This window comes from Polynucleobacter sp., assembly GCF_040400325.1.
In the GTDB taxonomy this organism is placed as follows: Bacteria; Pseudomonadota; Gammaproteobacteria; order Burkholderiales; family Burkholderiaceae; genus Polynucleobacter.
Genome location: NZ_JBBAQK010000004.1, coordinates 45259 through 63930, shown reverse-complemented (window position 1 = coordinate 63930; position 18672 = coordinate 45259). Strand labels below are relative to the sequence as shown.

The 18672-nt window shown below is 45.7% G+C and carries 16 protein-coding genes; 11 read left to right on the top strand and 5 right to left on the bottom strand.

Annotated features, from left to right (window positions below; all coding sequences use genetic code 11):
- Positions 1-33: 33 nt before the first annotated feature.
- The 5 genes from ABWP14_RS04795 to proC are packed head-to-tail and all read left to right on the top strand — an operon-like array spanning position 34 to position 5531.
- Positions 34-1530 carry an FAD-linked oxidase C-terminal domain-containing protein gene (locus ABWP14_RS04795; protein WP_502930143.1) on the top strand — a complete coding sequence of 499 codons (1497 nt, stop codon included), beginning with the start codon at positions 34-36 and terminating at the stop codon, positions 1528-1530.
- Complete coding sequence (gene glcE / locus ABWP14_RS04790) at positions 1530-2669, top strand: glycolate oxidase subunit GlcE (RefSeq protein WP_353201848.1); 1140 nt, start codon at positions 1530-1532, stop codon at positions 2667-2669. The genes ABWP14_RS04795 and glcE overlap by 1 nt, the downstream gene beginning before the upstream one ends.
- An 8-nt stretch (positions 2670-2677) precedes the next feature.
- Positions 2678-3955 (top strand): glycolate oxidase subunit GlcF, encoded by a 1278-nt coding sequence (gene glcF, locus ABWP14_RS04785; protein WP_353201847.1) that lies wholly within the window; start codon positions 2678-2680, stop codon positions 3953-3955.
- Positions 3952-4677, top strand: coding sequence for a YggS family pyridoxal phosphate-dependent enzyme (locus ABWP14_RS04780; RefSeq protein WP_353201846.1), 726 nt, complete (start codon positions 3952-3954; stop codon positions 4675-4677). Before glcF ends, ABWP14_RS04780 begins: the two co-directional genes overlap by 4 nt.
- Positions 4674-5531 (top strand): pyrroline-5-carboxylate reductase, encoded by an 858-nt coding sequence (proC, locus tag ABWP14_RS04775; protein WP_353201845.1) that lies wholly within the window; start codon positions 4674-4676, stop codon positions 5529-5531. Before ABWP14_RS04780 ends, proC begins: the two co-directional genes overlap by 4 nt.
- 7 nt (positions 5532-5538) lie before the next feature.
- Here the strand turns inward: proC and ubiA are convergent, their stop codons facing one another.
- Both ubiA and recG read right to left on the bottom strand, forming a co-directional pair.
- Positions 5539-6402: a 4-hydroxybenzoate octaprenyltransferase gene (ubiA, locus tag ABWP14_RS04770; RefSeq protein ID WP_353201844.1), complete on the bottom strand. Its 864-nt coding sequence runs from the start codon at positions 6400-6402 to the stop codon at positions 5539-5541.
- A 10-nt stretch (positions 6403-6412) separates the two neighbouring features.
- A complete protein-coding gene (gene recG, locus ABWP14_RS04765) occupies positions 6413-8482 on the bottom strand; it encodes an ATP-dependent DNA helicase RecG (RefSeq protein WP_353201843.1) in 2070 nt (689 codons plus the stop codon).
- A gap of 30 nt (positions 8483-8512) precedes the next feature.
- Here recG and queA point away from each other — a divergent pair, with 30 nt between their 5' ends.
- From queA to secF, 5 genes are all read left to right on the top strand, one after another.
- Positions 8513-9559: a tRNA preQ1(34) S-adenosylmethionine ribosyltransferase-isomerase QueA gene (gene queA, locus ABWP14_RS04760; protein ID WP_353201842.1), complete on the top strand. Its 1047-nt coding sequence runs from the start codon at positions 8513-8515 to the stop codon at positions 9557-9559.
- Complete coding sequence (gene tgt, locus ABWP14_RS04755) at positions 9556-10713, top strand: tRNA guanosine(34) transglycosylase Tgt (RefSeq protein ID WP_353201841.1); 1158 nt, start codon at positions 9556-9558, stop codon at positions 10711-10713. The genes queA and tgt overlap by 4 nt, the downstream gene beginning before the upstream one ends.
- A gap of 132 nt (positions 10714-10845) precedes the next feature.
- Positions 10846-11172 (top strand): preprotein translocase subunit YajC, encoded by a 327-nt coding sequence (gene yajC, locus ABWP14_RS04750; RefSeq protein ID WP_353201840.1) that lies wholly within the window; start codon positions 10846-10848, stop codon positions 11170-11172.
- A 25-nt stretch (positions 11173-11197) separates the two neighbouring features.
- Positions 11198-13057 (top strand): protein translocase subunit SecD, encoded by a 1860-nt coding sequence (gene secD / locus ABWP14_RS04745; RefSeq protein ID WP_353201839.1) that lies wholly within the window; start codon positions 11198-11200, stop codon positions 13055-13057.
- A 3-nt stretch (positions 13058-13060) separates the two neighbouring features.
- On the top strand, positions 13061-14035 hold the full coding sequence (gene secF / locus ABWP14_RS04740) for a protein translocase subunit SecF (protein WP_353201838.1): 975 nt from the start codon (positions 13061-13063) through the stop codon (positions 14033-14035).
- Here secF and ABWP14_RS04735 read toward each other — a convergent pair.
- A complete protein-coding gene (locus ABWP14_RS04735; RefSeq protein ID WP_353201837.1) occupies positions 14032-15393 on the bottom strand; it encodes a 3-deoxy-D-manno-octulosonic acid transferase in 1362 nt (453 codons plus the stop codon). The two genes, secF and ABWP14_RS04735, sit on opposite strands and share 4 nt — an antisense overlap.
- Entirely contained in the window at positions 15390-16769 is a 1380-nt protein-coding gene (purB, locus tag ABWP14_RS04730) for an adenylosuccinate lyase (protein WP_502930142.1), read from the bottom strand. Before purB ends, ABWP14_RS04735 begins: the two co-directional genes overlap by 4 nt.
- Before the next feature lie 87 nt (positions 16770-16856).
- Between purB and ABWP14_RS04725 the strand changes: the two genes are divergently transcribed.
- Positions 16857-17471, top strand: a complete 615-nt coding sequence (locus ABWP14_RS04725; RefSeq protein ID WP_353201836.1) for a glutathione S-transferase N-terminal domain-containing protein — start codon at positions 16857-16859, stop codon at positions 17469-17471.
- 3 nt (positions 17472-17474) lie between these two features.
- Here ABWP14_RS04725 and mnmA read toward each other — a convergent pair whose 3' ends face one another.
- Positions 17475-18590: a tRNA 2-thiouridine(34) synthase MnmA gene (gene mnmA / locus ABWP14_RS04720; RefSeq protein ID WP_502930141.1), complete on the bottom strand. Its 1116-nt coding sequence runs from the start codon at positions 18588-18590 to the stop codon at positions 17475-17477.
- Positions 18591-18672 lie beyond the last annotated feature (82 nt).

The window sequence follows — 18672 nt, the reverse complement described above, 5'->3', positions numbered from 1 at the left end:
GCTTAATTATAGGTAAGTGGCTAAAATGTTCTTATGAATATGGTAACCCCGCCCCCAGATATCGCTGCCATCAGCGCACTTCAGTCCAGACTCGTCTCTGCCTTACGCCCCATCCTGCCAGAGCATGCCCTGCTATGGGAGCCTGAGGACACAATCCCCTATGAATGCGATGGGTTAGCAGCATATCGCCGCATGCCTCTAGCAGTAGCTTTGCCTGAAACAGAAGAGCAAGTAGCTCAAATTCTGAAGATTTGCTTTGAGATGCAAATTCCAGTGGTGCCCCGCGGATCAGGAACTGGTCTTTCTGGTGGCGCAATGCCGATTTCTCAAGGCTTAGTCCTCTCTTTAGCCAAACTCAAGAAAATAATCAGCATTGACCCATTTACCCGGACTGCAGTAGTGCAACCTGGCGTTCGCAATCTTGCCATCTCAGAAGCAGTTGCTCATCTTGGTCTCTATTACGCTCCCGATCCGTCTTCGCAAATTGCCTGCTCGATTGGTGGCAACGTCAATGAAAACTCTGGTGGCGTGCATTGCCTTAAATATGGTTTGACTTTGCATAACGTTTTACGTGTTCGCGGTGTTTTGATGAATGGTGAAATAGTTGAATTTGGTAGCCTAGCTCCTGACTCTCCCGGATTAGATTTGCTTGCCATTGTGATGGGTAGCGAAGGGATGTTGGCAGTAGTCACTGAAGTGACTGTTAAATTGGTTGCCAAACCAAATTTAGCGCGAGTGATTATGGCTAGTTTTGATGACATCGAAAAAGGTGGTGATGCCGTAGCCGCCATCATCGCTGCCGGCATTATTCCTGCTGGATTAGAAATGATGGATAAGGCAACAACTCGCGCAGTAGAAGAGTTTGTCCATGCTGGATATGATCTTGAGGCGGAAGCCATTTTGCTTTGCGAGTCCGACGGCACTTTTGAAGAAGTGGCTGAAGAGATTGCACGTATGACTAAGGTCCTGGAAGAATCCGGCGCCAGCGGTATCAAGATCTCTCAAGACGAATCTGAGCGCCTCAAGTTTTGGAGTGGTCGTAAAAACGCATTCCCTGCTGCAGGTCGTATCGCAGCTGACTATTACTGTATGGATGGCACTATTCCTCGCAGACATATTGCTACTTTATTAAAGCGTATCCGAGGTATGGAAACTAAATATGGCTTGGGTTGCTTAAATGTTTTTCATGCAGGTGATGGCAATATGCATCCCCTTATTTTATTTAATGGTGCAGATCCAGATGAATGGCACCGCGCAGAGGAATTTGGTACTGAAATCTTAGAGGCCTGCGTTGAGCTTGGCGGAACCATCACCGGAGAACATGGTGTTGGTATCGAAAAGATTAATTCTATGTGCATTCAATTTGGCGAAGGTGAACGAGAATCCTTCTGGGGTGTGAAGAGCGCCTTTGATCCAGCAAAATTACTCAATCCAGATAAAGCGATTCCCACTTTAAGTCGCTGTGCAGAATATGGGCGCATGCGCATCAGTGGTGGCAAGCTGCCTCACCCTGAATTAGAGCGCTTCTAATGCCAAGTCCTGCAATAAAAGACTTTCAGGAACAAATTCTGAATGCTGTCAATAATAAGGCTGTACTTTCTATTGAAGGCAGTGGAAGTAAATCTTGGTATGGCAATGCCAATTCGCACACTAAGTTAAATGCCCGCACTTACTCTGGAATTTTGGAATATCAACCAGAAGAATTGGTAATTACTGCTTGCGCAGGTACCCCACTCAAAGAAATAGAAGCGGCCCTGAAAGAAAAAAATCAAGTGCTCGCATTTGAACCCCCGTACTTTGGCGAACATGCCACATTTGGTGGTGCGATTGCTGCAGGTCTAGCCGGTCCAGGCCGCATCAGCGCAGGTAATTTTAGAGATTTCGTTTTAGGTACCCGCATCATGGATGGCAGAGGCCAAGATCTGAACTATGGCGGCAAAGTGATGAAGAATGTAGCGGGATATGACGTTTCTCGATTGCTGCCAGGGTCTATGGGCACGCTTGGACTTCTACTGGAGGCATCAGTCAAAGTATTACCAAAGCCTGCAGCAAGCGCCACTTTGCGCGCTCAGATTTCTCAAGCTCAAGCACTCAAGGTATTAAACGAATGGGCTGGTCAACCCCTACCCCTATCAGCAAGCTGCTGGATTGGTGATAGCAAGGGCGGTGATGGTGAATTAATAATTCGTCTTGCAGGCGCTGCTGCTGCAGTGAAAGCTGCGATTCCCGCAATGCGCTCTTTAATTCAAGCCAATGAAGTCGACCCTCAGATTGCTGACGTATTTTGGAAAAATTTGCGTGAACAACAATTAGGCGCCTTTACTGATCTTGCTTCTGATCAAACGCTTTATCGCTTGGCACTACCAGCTGCTTGCGGCGTATTAACAATTCCAAATGCAAGCAGTGAGCTTATCTTAGAGTGGCATGGACAACAACGTTGGATTAAAGCGGCTGGTGATGAAGTGACTTTTGCAGCCATCAAGCAACTTGCAAGCGCACATGGCGGTCACGCGACACGTTTTAAACAAGGCATTGGAGTTGACCCATCTTTGCAGCGCTTTACATTGCTCAGTGAGCAGGTGCACTCTAAAGCACTTGAAATTGTCCACACTCGCCTTAGGGCAGCCTTTGATCCAGGTGGCGTATTTGCTACCTCACGCCTTCCTTAAGTTCTGACATGCATACTCAACTCGCCCCTCAATTTGAAAATACGCCCGAAGGTATTAAAGCGGCCCGGATTCTAGGTAAATGTGTTCACTGTGGATTTTGTACGGCAACCTGTCCAACATATCAAGTACTGGGTGATGAGCTAGATGGTCCTCGTGGTCGCATTTATCTCATCAAACAAATTGCTGAAGGCCAAGCTCCTACAGAAAAAACCCGTTTGCATTTAGACCGCTGTCTCACATGCCGAAACTGCGAAAGCACGTGCCCAAGCGGCGTGGAGTATGGCAAATTAATTGATATTGGTCGTCAATGGGCGGAAGAAAATACTCCTGAGCGTCCACTGGGTCAGCGTCTGACTCGTTGGGCCCTAAAAGAAGGGTTGACTAAACCTGTTCTATTTAATTCTGCAATGGCATTAGGACGCTTAGCGCGTCCACTCATGCCGAGCGGTATACAACGCAAGATTCCACAAATCAAAAATCAGGCGCTTGCAAGCTCTACAAATCCTTACGCCAGACCAAGTGATACTCATGCTCGTAAGATGCTCATCCTAGAAGGCTGTGTACAGCCAGGGATGTTACCCAATATCAATTCTGCAACTGCACGTGTCCTCGATGCATTAAAAATTCAACTCATTTCCGCACCAAATGCAACTTGCTGTGGAGCATTGCGTTACCACCTCAATGATCAATCTGGTGGCCTTGATAATGCCAAGCAAAATATTGATGCCTGGTGGCCCCAAGTTGAACAAGGGATTGAAGCCATTGTGATGACGGCTTCAGGGTGTGGTGTGATGGTCAAAGATTATGCTCACCTTCTAGCCAGCGATCCTCAATATGCAGCTAAAGCTAAAAAGATTTCTGATTTAACTAAAGATATTTCAGAGATATTGCCAAACCTACAAGATGAACTGGTACAACTCATTGGGACTGATCCTAAACCAGGCGTGGTGTATCACCCTCCTTGTACTTTGCAACATGGTCAACAAATTCGGGGCAAAGTAGAGGGCTTGCTCAGTAGCATTGGCATTGGCGTTCGGCTCTGCGCGGACAGTCATCTATGTTGTGGCTCTGCTGGTACCTACTCCGTTACACAACCAGAGCTCTCAGAACAATTGCGTAAGAACAAATTAGCGCATCTTCATACGGCCTGCGAAGAATTTGATGCTGATGTCATCGTCTCAGGAAACGTTGGTTGTATTACCCATCTTCAGCAAGATGACAAACCAGTAGTACATTGGATTGAAATCGTAGATCAACTATTAAGCCAACAAGCTCAGGCTAGATGAGCTCCATCATCACCAAGCTCATGCAAGTGAGACAGCGGCTTGAGCTCGCTGCATTAGCTGCAAAGCGTGAGCCAGAAGATATTACCCTCATAGCAGTCAGCAAAACCTTTCCTACAAGCGCTATTGAAGAGGCAATGCATGCTGGTCAATCTGCTTTTGGCGAAAACTATGTTCAAGAGGGTGTTGAGAAAATCCAACAACTTGCCAAGTTACGCCCTTGGCTCGAATGGCACTTTATAGGCCCACTACAAAGCAATAAAACCAGAGACATAGCTGAGCATTTTGATTGGGTTCATAGCGTAGATCGCCTCAAAATTGCCGAGCGTCTTTCGACTCAACGTGGAGAATTCCCAAGCCTTGGTGATTTACAGCTTTGTATACAAGTGAATGTTAGCGAAGAGGATAGTAAAAGTGGTGTTCCTTTAGGTGAAGCGCAAGCTCTATGTAATGCAATATCTAAGCTACCCAACATCGTACTCAGGGGCTTAATGGCCATCCCTGCACCGAATGCCGACCCCGTATTACAGCGCCAAGCTTTTGCGGCTGTACGCGATTGCTTTATAGGCATTCTGGCTGCGAATGCGTCTGAGCGTGGATACCAATTTTTTGACACTCTCTCAATGGGAATGTCGGATGATCTTGAGGCTGCAATTGCTGAAGGTAGCACCATGATTCGTGTTGGAAGTGCTATTTTTGGCAAGCGGGATAAAATCACTACATGAGCTCAAAGATCAATTCTGATACCCACATTACGTTCATTGGCGGCGGCAATATGGGCCGTGCCCTCATTAGTGGTTTGCTAGCGAATGGCTGCAAAGCAGATCAAATTTCAGTTGTAGAAGCAAATACTGCTACTGCACAAAGCCTACAAAATGATTTCAAAGTACAGATCATTCATCATTTAGATAGCATTGCCTTTGACTTTTCTCAAAATAATGTTGTACTCATGGCTATCAAGCCACAGGATTTCAATATCGTTGCCAAAGGTTTGGCGCCCAAACTCAAACATGCATCTGCACCAAGCCCATTGGTATTCAGCATTGCAGCAGGCATTCGCTTGGCCGATATGAGCCGATGGCTCGAGCAGACAAGGTGCATACGCGCTATGCCCAATACTCCTGCACTGATTGGTAAAGGGATCACTGGCCTTTTTGCAAAGTCTGATATCAGCATAGAAGATCGCGCTCTAGCAGAAACAATTTGTAATGCTGTCGGACAATCTGTATGGATATCTGACGAAAAATTGATGGATGCGGTTACTGCGATGTCTGGCAGTGGGCCTGCTTATGTATTTGCATTTTTAGAGGCTATGCAGTCAGCTGGTGAAAAATTAGGCTTAGATACACAATCTTCTAGAAAATTAGCTTATGCGACTTTAGAGGGTGCAATACAGCTCGCCCAAAACTCCTCTGAACCCGCTAGCGTATTACGCGAACGTGTGACTTCTAAGGGTGGCACTACTGCTGCAGCATTAGACGTATTAAACCAAGATGGCTGGCATGCAATTTTGGAGAAAGCGATTGCAGCGGCAAATGAGCGCGGCAAAGTGATGGGTGATGAATTAGGTAAAAGTTAAAAGCAAGCTAATTTAGACTCAAACCTAAAACAATCCCCAGAAATAAAAATCCGCCTAACCAATTATTGTGGCGAAATGCTAGGAAGCAATCTTCCCTTTTGCGAGTAGACACTAATTTTATGTGGTAGATCGCACAAGCCAATGCAGCGAACCAGCCTATTAAGAAATAATTACTCAGACTGGCGATATTGGCCACCCAGAGCTGACTGATTAATAAGATGACATAGCTGATGCCAATCGCCAAAACGTCATAGCGACCGAAGGTAATGGCTGAAGTACGTAAACCCAGGCGTATGTCATCGTCTCGATCAACCATGGCATAAGCAGTGTCATACGCAATAACCCAAAAGATATTTCCTATAAAAAGCACCCATGCTTCAAAAGGAATGAAATCTAAAATTGCAGCGTAGGCCATAGGGATCCCAAAACCAAATGCGATGCCAAGCACGGCCTGGGGCATTGCAAAAAATCGCTTAGTAAAGGGATAGACAAATGCAACGAGTAAAGCGAGAACTGATAACTGCTTTGTAAAGTGATTTAATGGTTGAATCAATAGGAATGCAAGTAAGGCTAGGATCACTGCTACACCGATTGCCTCTTTACCTGAAATCTTGCCACTCGTTACTGGTCGCCCTTGAGTTCTCATTACGTGACGGTCAAAGTCGCGATCAGCATAATCATTGATAGCGCAACCTGCACTGCGCATCAAAAAGGTTCCAACAACAAAAATAATCAAGATGGAAAAATTGGGAACGCCACTACTGGCTAACCATAGGGCCCATAAGGTAGGCCATAAAAGCAATAAAGTCCCAATCGGTTTATCTAACCGGATGAGGTAAGCATAAGAGGTCAGGCGCTCGATCAAAACCATAGCGTCATTATCATGCCTTTAGAAACTCAGCTCGCGATCCAAGCCAGCGCTCTAGGTGACGCTCAACGATATCGCCATGGTCAGCCAAAAGACGATCAGCAGCCTGCTGAGCTAATTCAATCAGCCACGCATCTCTTTGTAAGTCTACAAAACGCAACATGGCATCGCCCGATTGTTTGGCGCCTAATAGTTCACCAGGACCTCGAAGCAATAAATCTCGTTCTGCAATCACAAAGCCATCAGAAATCTCTCGCAAGGTCTGTAAGCGTTCTTTTGCTGCCATCGAGAGTGGTTCTGCATACATTAGAATACAAACTGAATCAGCCGAACCCCGCCCAACACGCCCTCGCAGTTGATGAATTTGAGCATAACCAAAGCGCTCTGCATGTTCAATCACCATGAGCGCCGCATTCGGCACATCTACACCTACCTCAATAACTGTAGTAGCTACCAAAAGCTGAATCTCATCGGCTTTAAACGCTGCCATAACAGCCGCTTTTTCATCCGCCTTAAGACGGCCATGCACCAAACCTACTTTAAAGCCCGGTAATGCCAAAGTGAGCTGCTCAAAACTCTCAACTGCAGTTTGCAATTGGAGTACTTCAGACTCCTCAATCAAAGGGCATACCCAATACGCTTGTAAGCCTTTTTCTAACCAGCCTTGAAGCCCGCTAATCACCTCATCACGACGACTAGCTTTCACGACTTTAGTAGTAATTGGTTTTCGACCTGGTGGTAATTCATCGATGACCGATACATCGAGATCGGCGTAATAGGTCATCGCTAATGTTCGTGGTATTGGAGTTGCAGACATCATGAGTTGATGACAATAAAAAGTTTCAGAGCCGACGCGTTGTTGAATTTCTAAACGCTGCCTCACCCCGAAACGATGTTGCTCATCAATCACTGCCAAGCCTAATTTAGCAAAGCTGACATTCTCTTGTATCAGCGCATGGGTGCCGATAATGAGCTGTGCTGCACCACTCTCAATACTCTCTTGGGCAAGTCTTTTGGCCTTTGCTTTGAGGCTACCAGATAGCCATGCAATGTTGATGCCCAGAGGTTCAAACCACTCTTTCATCTTGAGGTAATGTTGCTCAGCCAAAATTTCTGTGGGAGCCATGACTGCAGCTTGATAGCCATGATCCATCGCACGGGCGGCTGCCAACGCAGCTACCACTGTCTTCCCACTCCCGACATCGCCTTGCAAAAGTCGATTCATTGGAAACGAGTGGGAAAGATCATCTCCAATTTCTGACCAAACCCGATTTTGTGCTCCAGTAAGCTCAAAAGGTAAGGCTTTTAATAAGCCCGCCTCAATGCTTGATTCTTTTTGATCTGGTTTACCAAAACTTGGGGCATTCCGCTCTCTTCGAAGAGCATGGGCTCGTTTTAAGGAAATTTGTTGGGCTAGTAACTCCTCAAATTGCACACGTCTCCAAGCGGGATCAGTGCGCTCTAATAATGCTTGGGTATTAGCATCAGCAGGTGGTTGATGCAGATAAGTAATCGCTGCTTGTAAGTGAGGCCAATCGTTACTGGGAAGAAGCTGCGCCATTAATTTCTTCGGCAAGAACTCAGCTAAGCTTTCTTTCAAACTAGGATCTCGTAATGCCTGCGTTACTGCCTTACGAATAATGGTTTGTGATATTCCAGCGCTCGCTTGATAGACTGGTGTCAAACTAGTCGGCAATGGTGTATCGGGGGAAACGGCGCGCACAGTTGGATGCACCATCTCATTCCCCTGAAATCCATCTCGAATATCACCACGCACCCTAAGGTGCGCACCAACTGCCATTTGTTTTTGTTGGCTAGGATAAAAATTGAGAAAGCGCAATTGTAGGGTTTCCGCTTCATCCTCAATAGTGACAATCATCTGTCTTCTAGGTCTAAATAGCACTTGATTACGGATGACAAGCCCTTGAGTTTGGACGGCTCCATAGCGGCCATGGCTAATAGCCTCTTCAATTGTCAATAATTCGGTTTCATCTTCATACCGAGATGGCAAGTGCAAAGCAAGGGCCATTGGGCTGTCTAAACCCATTTTTTGTAGTGGAGTTGGTGCTTGTTTCGTAGTCATCGTTAAAATCTCTTACCTGATGGTAATGCTATGCAACTCTCTGACTTCAATTACGAACTCCCAACCGACCTAATCGCTCAGCACCCCTTGGCGAATAGAACGGATAGCCGCCTCTTAGAAATCAGGCCTGAGGTGGGTAAACACGCCCAAATCATAGATCGTCAGTTTAAAGAAATCCTTGACCTTGTAAGGCCCGGGGACTTATTGGTACTGAACGATACTAAAGTGATACCTGCTCGGCTCCATGGCAAAAAAGAGACGGGTGGGAATGTTGAACTCCTAATTGAACGGATTAGTGGTGAGCGGCAAGCATGGGTTCAAATTAGAGCCTCTAAGGCACCTAAAACCGGATCAATAGTACATATCCACAATACTGTAGGGGAGTCATTCGCTGTTGAAATAATTGGGTATGACGGACGATTTTATGAAGTACGTTTTCCGGAAAATGTATTTTCACTTCTAGAACGATTTGGTGAATTGCCATTACCACCTTATATTGAACATCAGCCTGATAGCGAAGATGCGCAGCGCTATCAAACTGTCCTAGCCAAAAATCCTGGTGCTGTTGCAGCCCCTACCGCAGGATTACATTTTGATGAAACCATCCTACAGAAAATAAAGGCTCTTGGAGTACAACAAGCTACCATCACATTACATGTCGGTGCTGGTACTTTTAGTCCAGTGCGCGAGGAAGATCTCTCAAAACACCAGATGCACCATGAATGGTTCTCTATTCCGGATGCCACCCTAAAAATGATAGCGAATACAAAAAAAGCTGGCGGTCGCGTCATTGCCGTGGGCACCACTAGCCTTAGGGCCCTGGAGAGTCATGCTATTAGCGGTCAAAGCTCTGGGGAGACTAATCTCTTTATAACGCCGGGTTTTGAATTTAAAACAGTAGATTGTTTATTAACAAACTTTCATCTGCCAAAATCTACCTTATTAATGTTGGTAAGTGCTTTTGCAGGGGTAGAAAATATTCGCGCTGCTTATCAACATGCCATTGCTCAACGATATCGCTTCTTTAGCTATGGAGATGCAATGTTTCTTTGCCGACTAGAGAATATCAATTCATGACCAAACCTGTTCACTTCAATATCCTGGCGCGTGACTCACACAGTCCAGCTCGGCTTGGTCAGTTGGATCTCCCTCACGGCAGCATACAAACTCCGATCTTTATGCCAGTGGGTACCTATGGCACAGTCAAGGCAATGACCCCTCGTGATCTAGAGGAGGCAAAGGCACAAATCATCCTAGGAAATACTTTTCATCTATGGCTAAGACCTGGATTAGAGGTGATTCAAAAACATGGTGGCTTGCATCGTTTTATGGCTTGGAACAAACCCATACTGACTGACTCTGGTGGATTTCAAGTATTTAGCTTGGGGGCTCTGCGAAAAATTTCTGAAGAAGGGGTGACCTTTGCTTCTCCTATTAATGGCGACAAACTCTTTATGTCGCCAGAAGTATCGATGGAAATACAAGCAGTTCTTAATAGTGATATCGCAATGCAATTTGATGAATGCACCCCTTATGAAATAAAGGGTCAACCCACTTCTGAAAAAACTGCCCGCGCCTCATTGGAGATGTCACTGCGCTGGGGAGACCGCTCACTGAAACGCTTCCGAGAACTCAATACTGGTAATGGTCTCTTTGGCATTGTTCAAGGCGGTATGTTTGAAAATCTACGTGAATTTTCATTAGAGGCGGTCAGTCAACAAGGCTTTGATGGTATTGCGATTGGCGGTCTGTCTGTAGGCGAACCCAAACCAGAATTTGAGCGAATTCTGAATTTCACAGCGCCCAAGCTTCCCGAACATATGCCCCATTACCTTATGGGGGTAGGCACGCCTGAAGACCTTATTTTGGGCGTGAGCCTAGGAATTGATATGTTTGACTGTGTCATGCCTACCCGGAATGCACGAAATGGCTGGCTATTTACCCGTTTTGGCGACTTAAAACTGCGCAATTCAGGCTATAAAGACGATGATCGTCCGGTCGACCCTAGCTGCGGCTGCTACACCTGCCAAAATTTCACGAGATCCTATTTAAATCACCTCCAAAAAGCTAATGAAATGCTGGGCTCACAGCTTAATACCATCCATAACCTCTCCTATTACCTACAGTTGATGACTGAGGTGAGAGAGGCTTTAAGCAAGGATCGCTTTAGCGCCTACCGCGAGGAATTCCACTCCAGCCGTCAACGTGGCGTAGCGCCAGGGCAGGATTAATAGCCCTACAAAGGGCTAAGCCCCTCCAAATCACCTCCAAAATGCCACACAGTTTAGAATTGCGGGTTTACGGCTTTGCTTTAAAGCCTATAACTAAATCAGTTTCCAAATAGTCTTTAACGGAGGTTTTATATGTGGATTAGTAACGCTTTTGCCCAGGCTCCTGCCGCGGCTTCAGATTCCGGTGGCTTAATGAGCTTCCTTCCCCTCGTTTTGATGTTTGCAGTTTTGTACTTCATCATGATTCGCCCACAAATGAAGCGTCAAAAAGAAACGAAAGCAATGCTCGAAGCATTGGCAGTTGGTGATGAAGTAGTGACAGTTGGCGGAATCATGGGCAAGGTCACTTCATTGAAAGATGCACTAATCACTGTTGAAATTGCCTCAGGCACAGAAGTACAAATGCAAAAAGGTGCGATCACAACTGTATTGCCTAAAGGCACATTGAAGTCCGCTTAATCATTTTGTTGAAAAGTTTCTCAATATGAATCGCTACCCTCTCTGGAAATATTTAGTCATCGCCGTTGCTTTACTCATCGGCGGGCTATATTCAATACCGAATTTCTATGGAGAGGCTCCAGCAGTTCAAGTCTCGTCTGCCAAACCAACCACTAAGGTTGATTTGGCGACGCAGTCTCGCGTTGAAAAAATCCTAGCTGAAGCAGATATTGCGAATACTGGGATCTTTTTCGAGGCTGTAGCAAATATTGGCTCTATCAAAATTCGTTTTAACAATACTGATATCCAACTGCGTGCGCGCGATCTATTGCAGCAAAAACTGAATATCGATCAAAACGATCCAAATTACACCGTCGCACTAAACCTCCTATCAAATACCCCAGGTTGGTTAAATGCTATTAATGCCCTGCCAATGCCCTTAGGTCTTGACCTACGTGGTGGCGTCTACTTCTTACTGCAAGTGGATATGAAGGGTGCAGTACAAAAGAAGGTCACTTCTTTAGCAAGCGATATTCGTACTCAGTTGCGTGATAAGAATATTCGCCACCAAGGTATTGAGCGTGGAACAGAATCCATCACAATTAATTTTGGCAGCACTGCTGATGCAGATGCAGCCCGCACCATCTTAATGACTAGCCAGCCTGACTTAATCTGGCTAGTGAAGCCTGCAGGTCCCTCACCAAAACTACTGGGTGAATTTAAGCCAACCGCCTTGAAAGAGATTCAAGATAACGCCGTTAAGCAAAACATCGTCACCTTGAATAAACGAGTGAATGAATTAGCGGTGAAAGAACCGGTCATTCAACAACAAGGTGCTGAACGCATCATCGTTCAGCTACCAGGCGTACAAGATACTGCGCGTGCCAAAGACATCATTGGTCGCACCGCAACCTTAGAGTCACGTCTTGCCGATCCAATCGTTTCTACAATCGCGGTTGGTGAAACGCCTCCCCCAGGAATGGATGTATTTCGCTTTGGTGAAAGTCGTCAAGGCGTATTTAAGAAGTCCGTTATTTTCAGTGGCGATCGAATTACTGATGCTAGTGCTGGCTTTGATCAAAACCAAAGGCCTGCAGTCAATATTTCTTTAGATGCTGCCGGTGGTCGGGTCATGCAAGAAATCACCCGTGAGAATATTGGCAAGCCCATGGGAATGATTTTGTTTGAAAAAGGCAAAGGTGAAGTGCTTACCATCGCTACCATTCAAGGCGAGTTTGGGTCTAAATTTCAGATTACAGGTCAACCTACTACTGCCAGCGCAAATGACTTGGCACTTCTACTGCGTGCTGGCTCACTGGGAGCACCAATGGAAATCATTGAAGAACGGACGATTGGTCCTAGCTTAGGCGCTGAAAATATTGAGAAGGGGTTTAAATCCTTACTCATCGGATTTACCGCGATTGCTATCTTCATGGCGTCTTATTACCTGCTCTTTGGCTTTTTCTCTGTGATTGCTTTGGCAGTGAACTTAGTCTTATTGATTTCTATTCTGTCGATGCTACAAGCAACATTGACACTTCCAGGCATTGCCGCGATGGCCTTAGCGCTTGGTATGGCGATTGACTCAAACGTATTGATTAATGAACGTATTCGAGAAGAGTTACGTAATGGCGCTGCCCCACAAACTGCAATCGCAGTTGGCTTTGATAAAGCTTGGGCTACGATTCTTGACTCTAACGTCACTACCTTAATTGCCGGTCTGGCTTTGCTTGCATTTGGCTCAGGACCTATCAAGGGCTTTGCAGTGGTGCACTGCCTTGGCATCTTGACATCAATGTTCTCAGCGGTCTTCTTCTCTCGCGCTCTTGTCAACCTTTGGTATGGCAGAAATAAGAAGGTTCAAAAACTTGCTATTGGCCAAGTTTGGCGCCCCCAGGAGAAATAAGCCATGGAATTTTTTAGAATTAAAAAAGATATTCCATTTATGCGCCATGCATTGGTGCTCAATGCGATTTCTCTCATCACTTTCTTACTTGCAGTTTTTTTCATCTGGCATAACGGCTTACATCTTTCCATCGAATTTACTGGTGGTACTGTGATGGAGGTGAGTTATCCACAAACTGCGCCACTGGAATCCATTAGGACTAAAGTAGAAAAAATAGGTTATACAGATACCCAAATTCAAAACTTTGGTAGCTCACGTGATGTCATGATTCGACTGCCTTTGCAAAAGGACGCCGAAGGTAAGGTCATCTCCTCAGCCGATCAAAGCACCGCTGTGATGCAAGCACTTGATGCTAGCACTACTGGCGCTAAGCTACAGCGGGTCGAGTTCGTAGGACCCCAAGTTGGTCAGGAATTGGCAATCGATGGACTCAAAGCCCTGATCTTTGTCATCATCGGTATCGTGATTTATCTCTCATTCCGCTTCGAGTGGAAATTTGCCTTAGCCGGCATCATTGCGAACTTACACGACATTGTGATCATCCTTGGATTCTTTGCCTTCTTCCAATGGGAATTCTCACTATCCGTTTTGGCAGCTATCTTGGCAGTGCTTGGCTACTCAGTCAATGAGTCAGTTGTGATCTTTGACCGTATTCGTGAAAATTTCCGTAAATACCGCAAGATGAATACTCGCGAGATTATTGATAACGCTATTACTAGCACCATTAGCCGGACTGTTATTACCCATGGCAGTACAGAGATGATGGTTTTAGCGATGCTGATCTTTGGTGGACCAACGCTCTTTTACTTTGCCTTAGCGCTGACCATTGGTATTTTGTTTGGTATTTACTCTTCAGTTTTCGTGGCAGCGGCCTTGGCCATGTGGTTAGGCGTAACCCGCGAAGATTTAGTCAAGGGCGATAAAAAGCCTGATGACAATACTAAAAACGATGACCCTAACTTTGGGGCTCGCGTTTAATTTAAAGAAAAGTTCTGTTGATCAAGGGCGGCAAGAATTCTTTTTGTTGCTCCTTGATGTTCAATGGAATAAGTCTTAGCAGCAATAGCCATCTGACTTAACTCTGCAGGATTGAGTAATAAGGATTTCAGGGCTTCCATTAATGCAATGGGCTCACCTAAGAGCAATTCCCCTTTAATGCGTTTAGCAGCGCCAGACGCTAGAGCATCGATCGATGCTTGCTGAAAGTTATAGGTATGCTCACCCAACAAAACAGGGCATCCAGCAGCACAAGCCTCAATCAGATTCTGACCTCCAAAGCGCAAGAGACTCCCGCCCATTACTACTAGATCAGATGCGCTGTAGTACATCGGCATCTCCCCCATGGAATCACCTAAGACTACATCCAAATCTGGGCTGTCTTTAGGAGTGCCTTGCCATTCAGTGCGTCTACTGAACTTCAAGCCAACCGCATCAATCTGTTCTGCCACTTCTGAAGAACGCTCGGGATGTCGTGGCACTAAGCACAATAAAGGCTGAACCTCAAATGCATGGTTGAGCAATAAATCTTTCCATGCCTTGAGAATGATGGCCTCTTCACCATAACGCGTACTAGCTGCACAAACCATCAGTCGCTGTTTGGCATGTAGAGATTCTTGCCACTCCTTACCTTGTTTGACTAAATACGCATCAAGCGGAACATCAAACTTCAAATTACCCACTACCTCAATATTTTGAACGCCTAGGCTACGATAGCGCTGAGCATCAAATTCTGTCTGAGCCAAAATGCCGGCAAAGGCCTGAAATAATGCCTGCCCTGCCTTACCGAATTGATTTACCCGACGCGCGCTTCTCTCTGATAAACGTGCGTTCACTAGGAATGAGGGTAAGCCTTTATCAGCACAGCGAAATACGACTGTTGGCCAAGCTTCTGTTTCCATGAAGAGGCCCAACTTAGGCTTAAAAGTATTCAAGAAATGTTCAACTGACCAACACAGGTCATAAGGCAAGTACACCTGACGAATTTGCCCCGCTGTAATTGCCTTAGTAAATAATTGCTTACCAGTACGGCGACCATTAAGTGTCATGTGCGTCAATAAAATAGATTCACCCCTCGCAAGGTAGGCTTCAATCAAAGGCTGTGCGGCACGTGTCTCGCCCACCGACACTGCATGAATCCAGATAACATTTTGAGTAATGGGCTTTTGATAGCCAAAACCTAAGCGCTCAGGAATGTGGTGCAAATAAGCAAAGGCATGACGTGAACGCCAAGCAAGACGCACAAATGCTAGTGGTAACAAAAGATGCCAAAGCAATTGATAAACAGCAAACCAGATCCGAGGACGCGCTCCGTATTCTGAAGCGGGAGTAAGGCTCACTTTTTCAGACGTTCGGTCAGTTCGACCGCCTTACCTAAATATGATGAGGGAGTCATCTCGAGCAAGCGGGCTTTAGCATCTTCAGGAATCTTTAATCCTCGAATAAAGTTTTGTAAATCGAGTTGATTAATCCCTTTTCCGCGAGTGAGCTCTTTTAATTGCTCATACGGATTCTCAATCCCATAACGGCGCATGACGGTTTGAACTGGCTCTGCCAATACCTCCCAACATGAATCAAGGTCAGCGGCAATAGCAGCATGATTGACTTCTAATTTACTGAGGCCACGTAGCGCGCTGTCATAAGCTAAAACACTATGGCCAAAGGCTGGGCCTAAATTACGCAACACTGTAGAGTCAGTTAAGTCACGCTGCCAGCGGGAGATCGGTAATTTTTCTGCCAGGTGACGAAGCAAAGCATTCGCCACACCCAAATTGCCCTCAGAGTTTTCAAAGTCAATCGGATTAACTTTATGCGGCATCGTTGAAGAGCCAATTTCGCCCGCTTTAGTCCGCTGCTTAAAGTAGCCAACCGAAATATAAGCCCAAAAATCACGATCCATGTCTAGCAGGATCGTATTAGCACGTGCAATGGCATCAAATAATTGGGCCATGCCATCATGAGGTTCAATTTGAATGGTGTAAGGATTAAAAGTTAAGCCTAAGCGCTTCTCCACCACTCCTTTAGAAAAATTCTCCCAATCAAAGTCAGGATATGCAGCAATATGGGCGTTGTAGTTACCTACCGCACCATTCATCTTGCCAAGCAAGGGAACAGTAGCAATCGCATCAATGGCTCGCTCTAGTCTTTTAGCAAAGTTAGCAATTTCTTTGCCAAGAGTACTTGGGGAAGCAGGTTGACCATGAGTACGTGACAGCAAAGGTACTTTTGCATGCTCAATGGCTAAATCGGTCAGCACTGACAGAATCTTGTTTAACTGCGGTAATAACACTTCATCGCGAGCACCGCGCAACATCAAACCATGCGAGGTGTTGTTAATGTCTTCAGAAGTACAGGCAAAGTGAATAAACTCACTGGCTTTTAATAGATCAGGTCGGCCTGAGACTTTTTCTTTTAGAAAGTACTCAACTGCTTTCACATCATGATTGGTTACTGCTTCAATATCCTTAATCCGCTGGGCATCAACATCGGAAAAATTTTCTGGCAAAGACAGTAAGAATTTTTCATCGGCTGCATTGATTTTGGGTACATCGGGTAGGCCAGCCGAGGCCAAAGCCAAAAGCCAATGAATTTCCACAAAAACGCGTTGGCGCATAAAAGCGGACTCAGAAAGCCAGGGGCGGAGCGCATCCAATTTTCCGGCGTAACGTCCGTCTAATGGGGAAATGGCATTAAGGGTTGAAAGAGGCTGACTCACAGAAATTGCCTTTGCACTGAAGATATCTATAAAACCTGATTTTAATGTGTTCTGCCTAGCTTTCCCAGGATCGCTATACTATCCCCCATGAAACTGATCGGATCCCTTACTAGCCCCTACGTACGCAAAGTACGCATTGTTTTCTCTGAAAAAAAGGTAGATGTTGACCACGTTCTTGAGAACGTTTGGGCTCCTGACACCAAAATCACCCAAAACAACCCTTTAGGTAAGGTTCCCTGCCTTGTTTTAGATGATGGCGGGGTGATTTATGACTCCAGGGTGATAGCCGAATATGCTGATGGCTTAAGCCCTGTTAGCAAACTGATCCCAATCGATACTCGCGATCGCGCCTCTGTAAAGACTTGGGAGGCTTTATCTGATGGAATCATGGATGCTGGTATTTTGGCCCGCTTAGAGCTTACTTTGCGTCCAGCAGAGCAACAAAGCCCAGTCTGGGTCGATCGTCAAATGGGTAAGATTGCAACGGCTTTGCGCCAAATGTCAGAACAGCTTGGTGAGAATGCATGGTGTCATGGCAATCAAATGACATTGGCAGATATCGCAGTCGGTTGTGCAGTCGGATATTTACTATTCCGCTATCCAGATGTGCAATGGCAAAAGCAATATCCTAATCTTGATCGTCTCTATCAAAAACTGATGCTCAAAACTTCGTTTATTGAGACTGCGCCACCGGCAGCGTAATGCTTAGGCGGAAATAATTCCGCCGCCTAAGCAAATATCGCCGTCATATAAAACGGCAGACTGTCCAGGCGTTACTGCCCATTGCGTTTCTGGAAAGCTTAATTCAAAACTCATTGGGCCTTCTTTGCCAGCGATAATGTTACAAGCAGAATCTGCCTGACGATAACGTGTCTTGGCAGAGTACTTTCCTGATGCTGGCGCACTACCAGCGACCCAGCTAGCATCAATCGCTTCAAGCTTGTTGGCCAATAACCACGGGTGTTCATGACCCTGAGCTACATACAAAGTATTGTTGGCAATATCCTTACGCGCTACATACCATGCATCCCCATTGCCATCCTGGCTGCCACCAAGCCCAATGCCTTTACGCTGACCTAAAGTAAAGAAGGCTAAACCCATATGTTCGCCAACAATCTTACCTTCTGGCGTTTTAATGGAGCCAGGTGTAGTAGGTAGGTAGCGATTTAAAAATTCACGGAAAGGGCGTTCGCCAATAAAGCAAATTCCAGTGGAATCTTTTTTTCGAGCGTTGGGAAGTACAATTTTTTCTGCTATTTGACGTACTTCTGTTTTAGGTATTTCCCCTAGAGGAAATAAAACCTTAGATAGTTGAGCTTGTGTGAGGCGATGTAAAAAATAGCTTTGATCTTTACTAGCATCTATAGCTTTTAACAGCTCCACTTTACCTGCCTGATGTCGCACTCTTGCGTAATGGCCAGTAGCAATGGCATCAGCGCCCAAACTCATAGCATGGTCTAAAAAGGCTTTAAATTTAATTTCGGCATTACATAGAACGTCGGGATTGGGAGTTCTCCCAGCAGCGTATTCACGTAAAAAGTCTGCAAAGACTCTTTCGCGATACTCAGCTGCAAAATTGACCGCTTCAACATCGATGCCAATTAAGTCGGCAACCGAGACCACGTCAAGCCAGTCTTGGCGTGCTGAACAATATTCATCGCTATCGTCATCTTCCCAATTCTTCATAAATAGGCCAACGACCTCATAGCCCTGCTCTTTTAGCATCCAAGCGGCAACCGACGAATCTACCCCCCCAGACATGCCAATGACGACTTTGTTGGGCTTTATAGGTGGGATTGAGGAAGAATTAGGCTGGCTCATCAAAAAAATGCGAGAATACTTTATAAATTGGTAGCTCCCCTATTGTAGAAGTCTCAACCCGATTTCGCAGGAATATAGGCAA

What these genes read in the sequence shown, in the direction of transcription:
- ABWP14_RS04725 (WP_353201836.1), top strand. Translation starts at nt 16,857, where the DNA reads ATGAAACTGATCGGATCCCTTACTAGCCCCTACGTACGCAAAGTACGC.
- proC (WP_353201845.1), top strand. Translation starts at nt 4,674, where the DNA reads ATGAGCTCAAAGATCAATTCTGATACCCACATTACGTTCATTGGCGGC.
- glcF (WP_353201847.1), top strand. Translation starts at nt 2,678, where the DNA reads ATGCATACTCAACTCGCCCCTCAATTTGAAAATACGCCCGAAGGTATT.
- yajC (WP_353201840.1), top strand. Translation starts at nt 10,846, where the DNA reads ATGTGGATTAGTAACGCTTTTGCCCAGGCTCCTGCCGCGGCTTCAGAT.
- glcE (WP_353201848.1), top strand. Translation starts at nt 1,530, where the DNA reads ATGCCAAGTCCTGCAATAAAAGACTTTCAGGAACAAATTCTGAATGCT.
- queA (WP_353201842.1), top strand. Translation starts at nt 8,513, where the DNA reads ATGCAACTCTCTGACTTCAATTACGAACTCCCAACCGACCTAATCGCT.
- secD (WP_353201839.1), top strand. Translation starts at nt 11,198, where the DNA reads ATGAATCGCTACCCTCTCTGGAAATATTTAGTCATCGCCGTTGCTTTA.
- ABWP14_RS04780 (WP_353201846.1), top strand. Translation starts at nt 3,952, where the DNA reads ATGAGCTCCATCATCACCAAGCTCATGCAAGTGAGACAGCGGCTTGAG.
- ubiA (WP_353201844.1), bottom strand. Translation starts at nt 6,402, where the DNA reads ATGGTTTTGATCGAGCGCCTGACCTCTTATGCTTACCTCATCCGGTTA.
- secF (WP_353201838.1), top strand. Translation starts at nt 13,061, where the DNA reads ATGGAATTTTTTAGAATTAAAAAAGATATTCCATTTATGCGCCATGCA.
- tgt (WP_353201841.1), top strand. Translation starts at nt 9,556, where the DNA reads ATGACCAAACCTGTTCACTTCAATATCCTGGCGCGTGACTCACACAGT.
- recG (WP_353201843.1), bottom strand. Translation starts at nt 8,482, where the DNA reads ATGACTACGAAACAAGCACCAACTCCACTACAAAAAATGGGTTTAGAC.
- ABWP14_RS04795 (WP_502930143.1), top strand. Translation starts at nt 34, where the DNA reads ATGAATATGGTAACCCCGCCCCCAGATATCGCTGCCATCAGCGCACTT.
- mnmA (WP_502930141.1), bottom strand. Translation starts at nt 18,590, where the DNA reads ATGAGCCAGCCTAATTCTTCCTCAATCCCACCTATAAAGCCCAACAAA.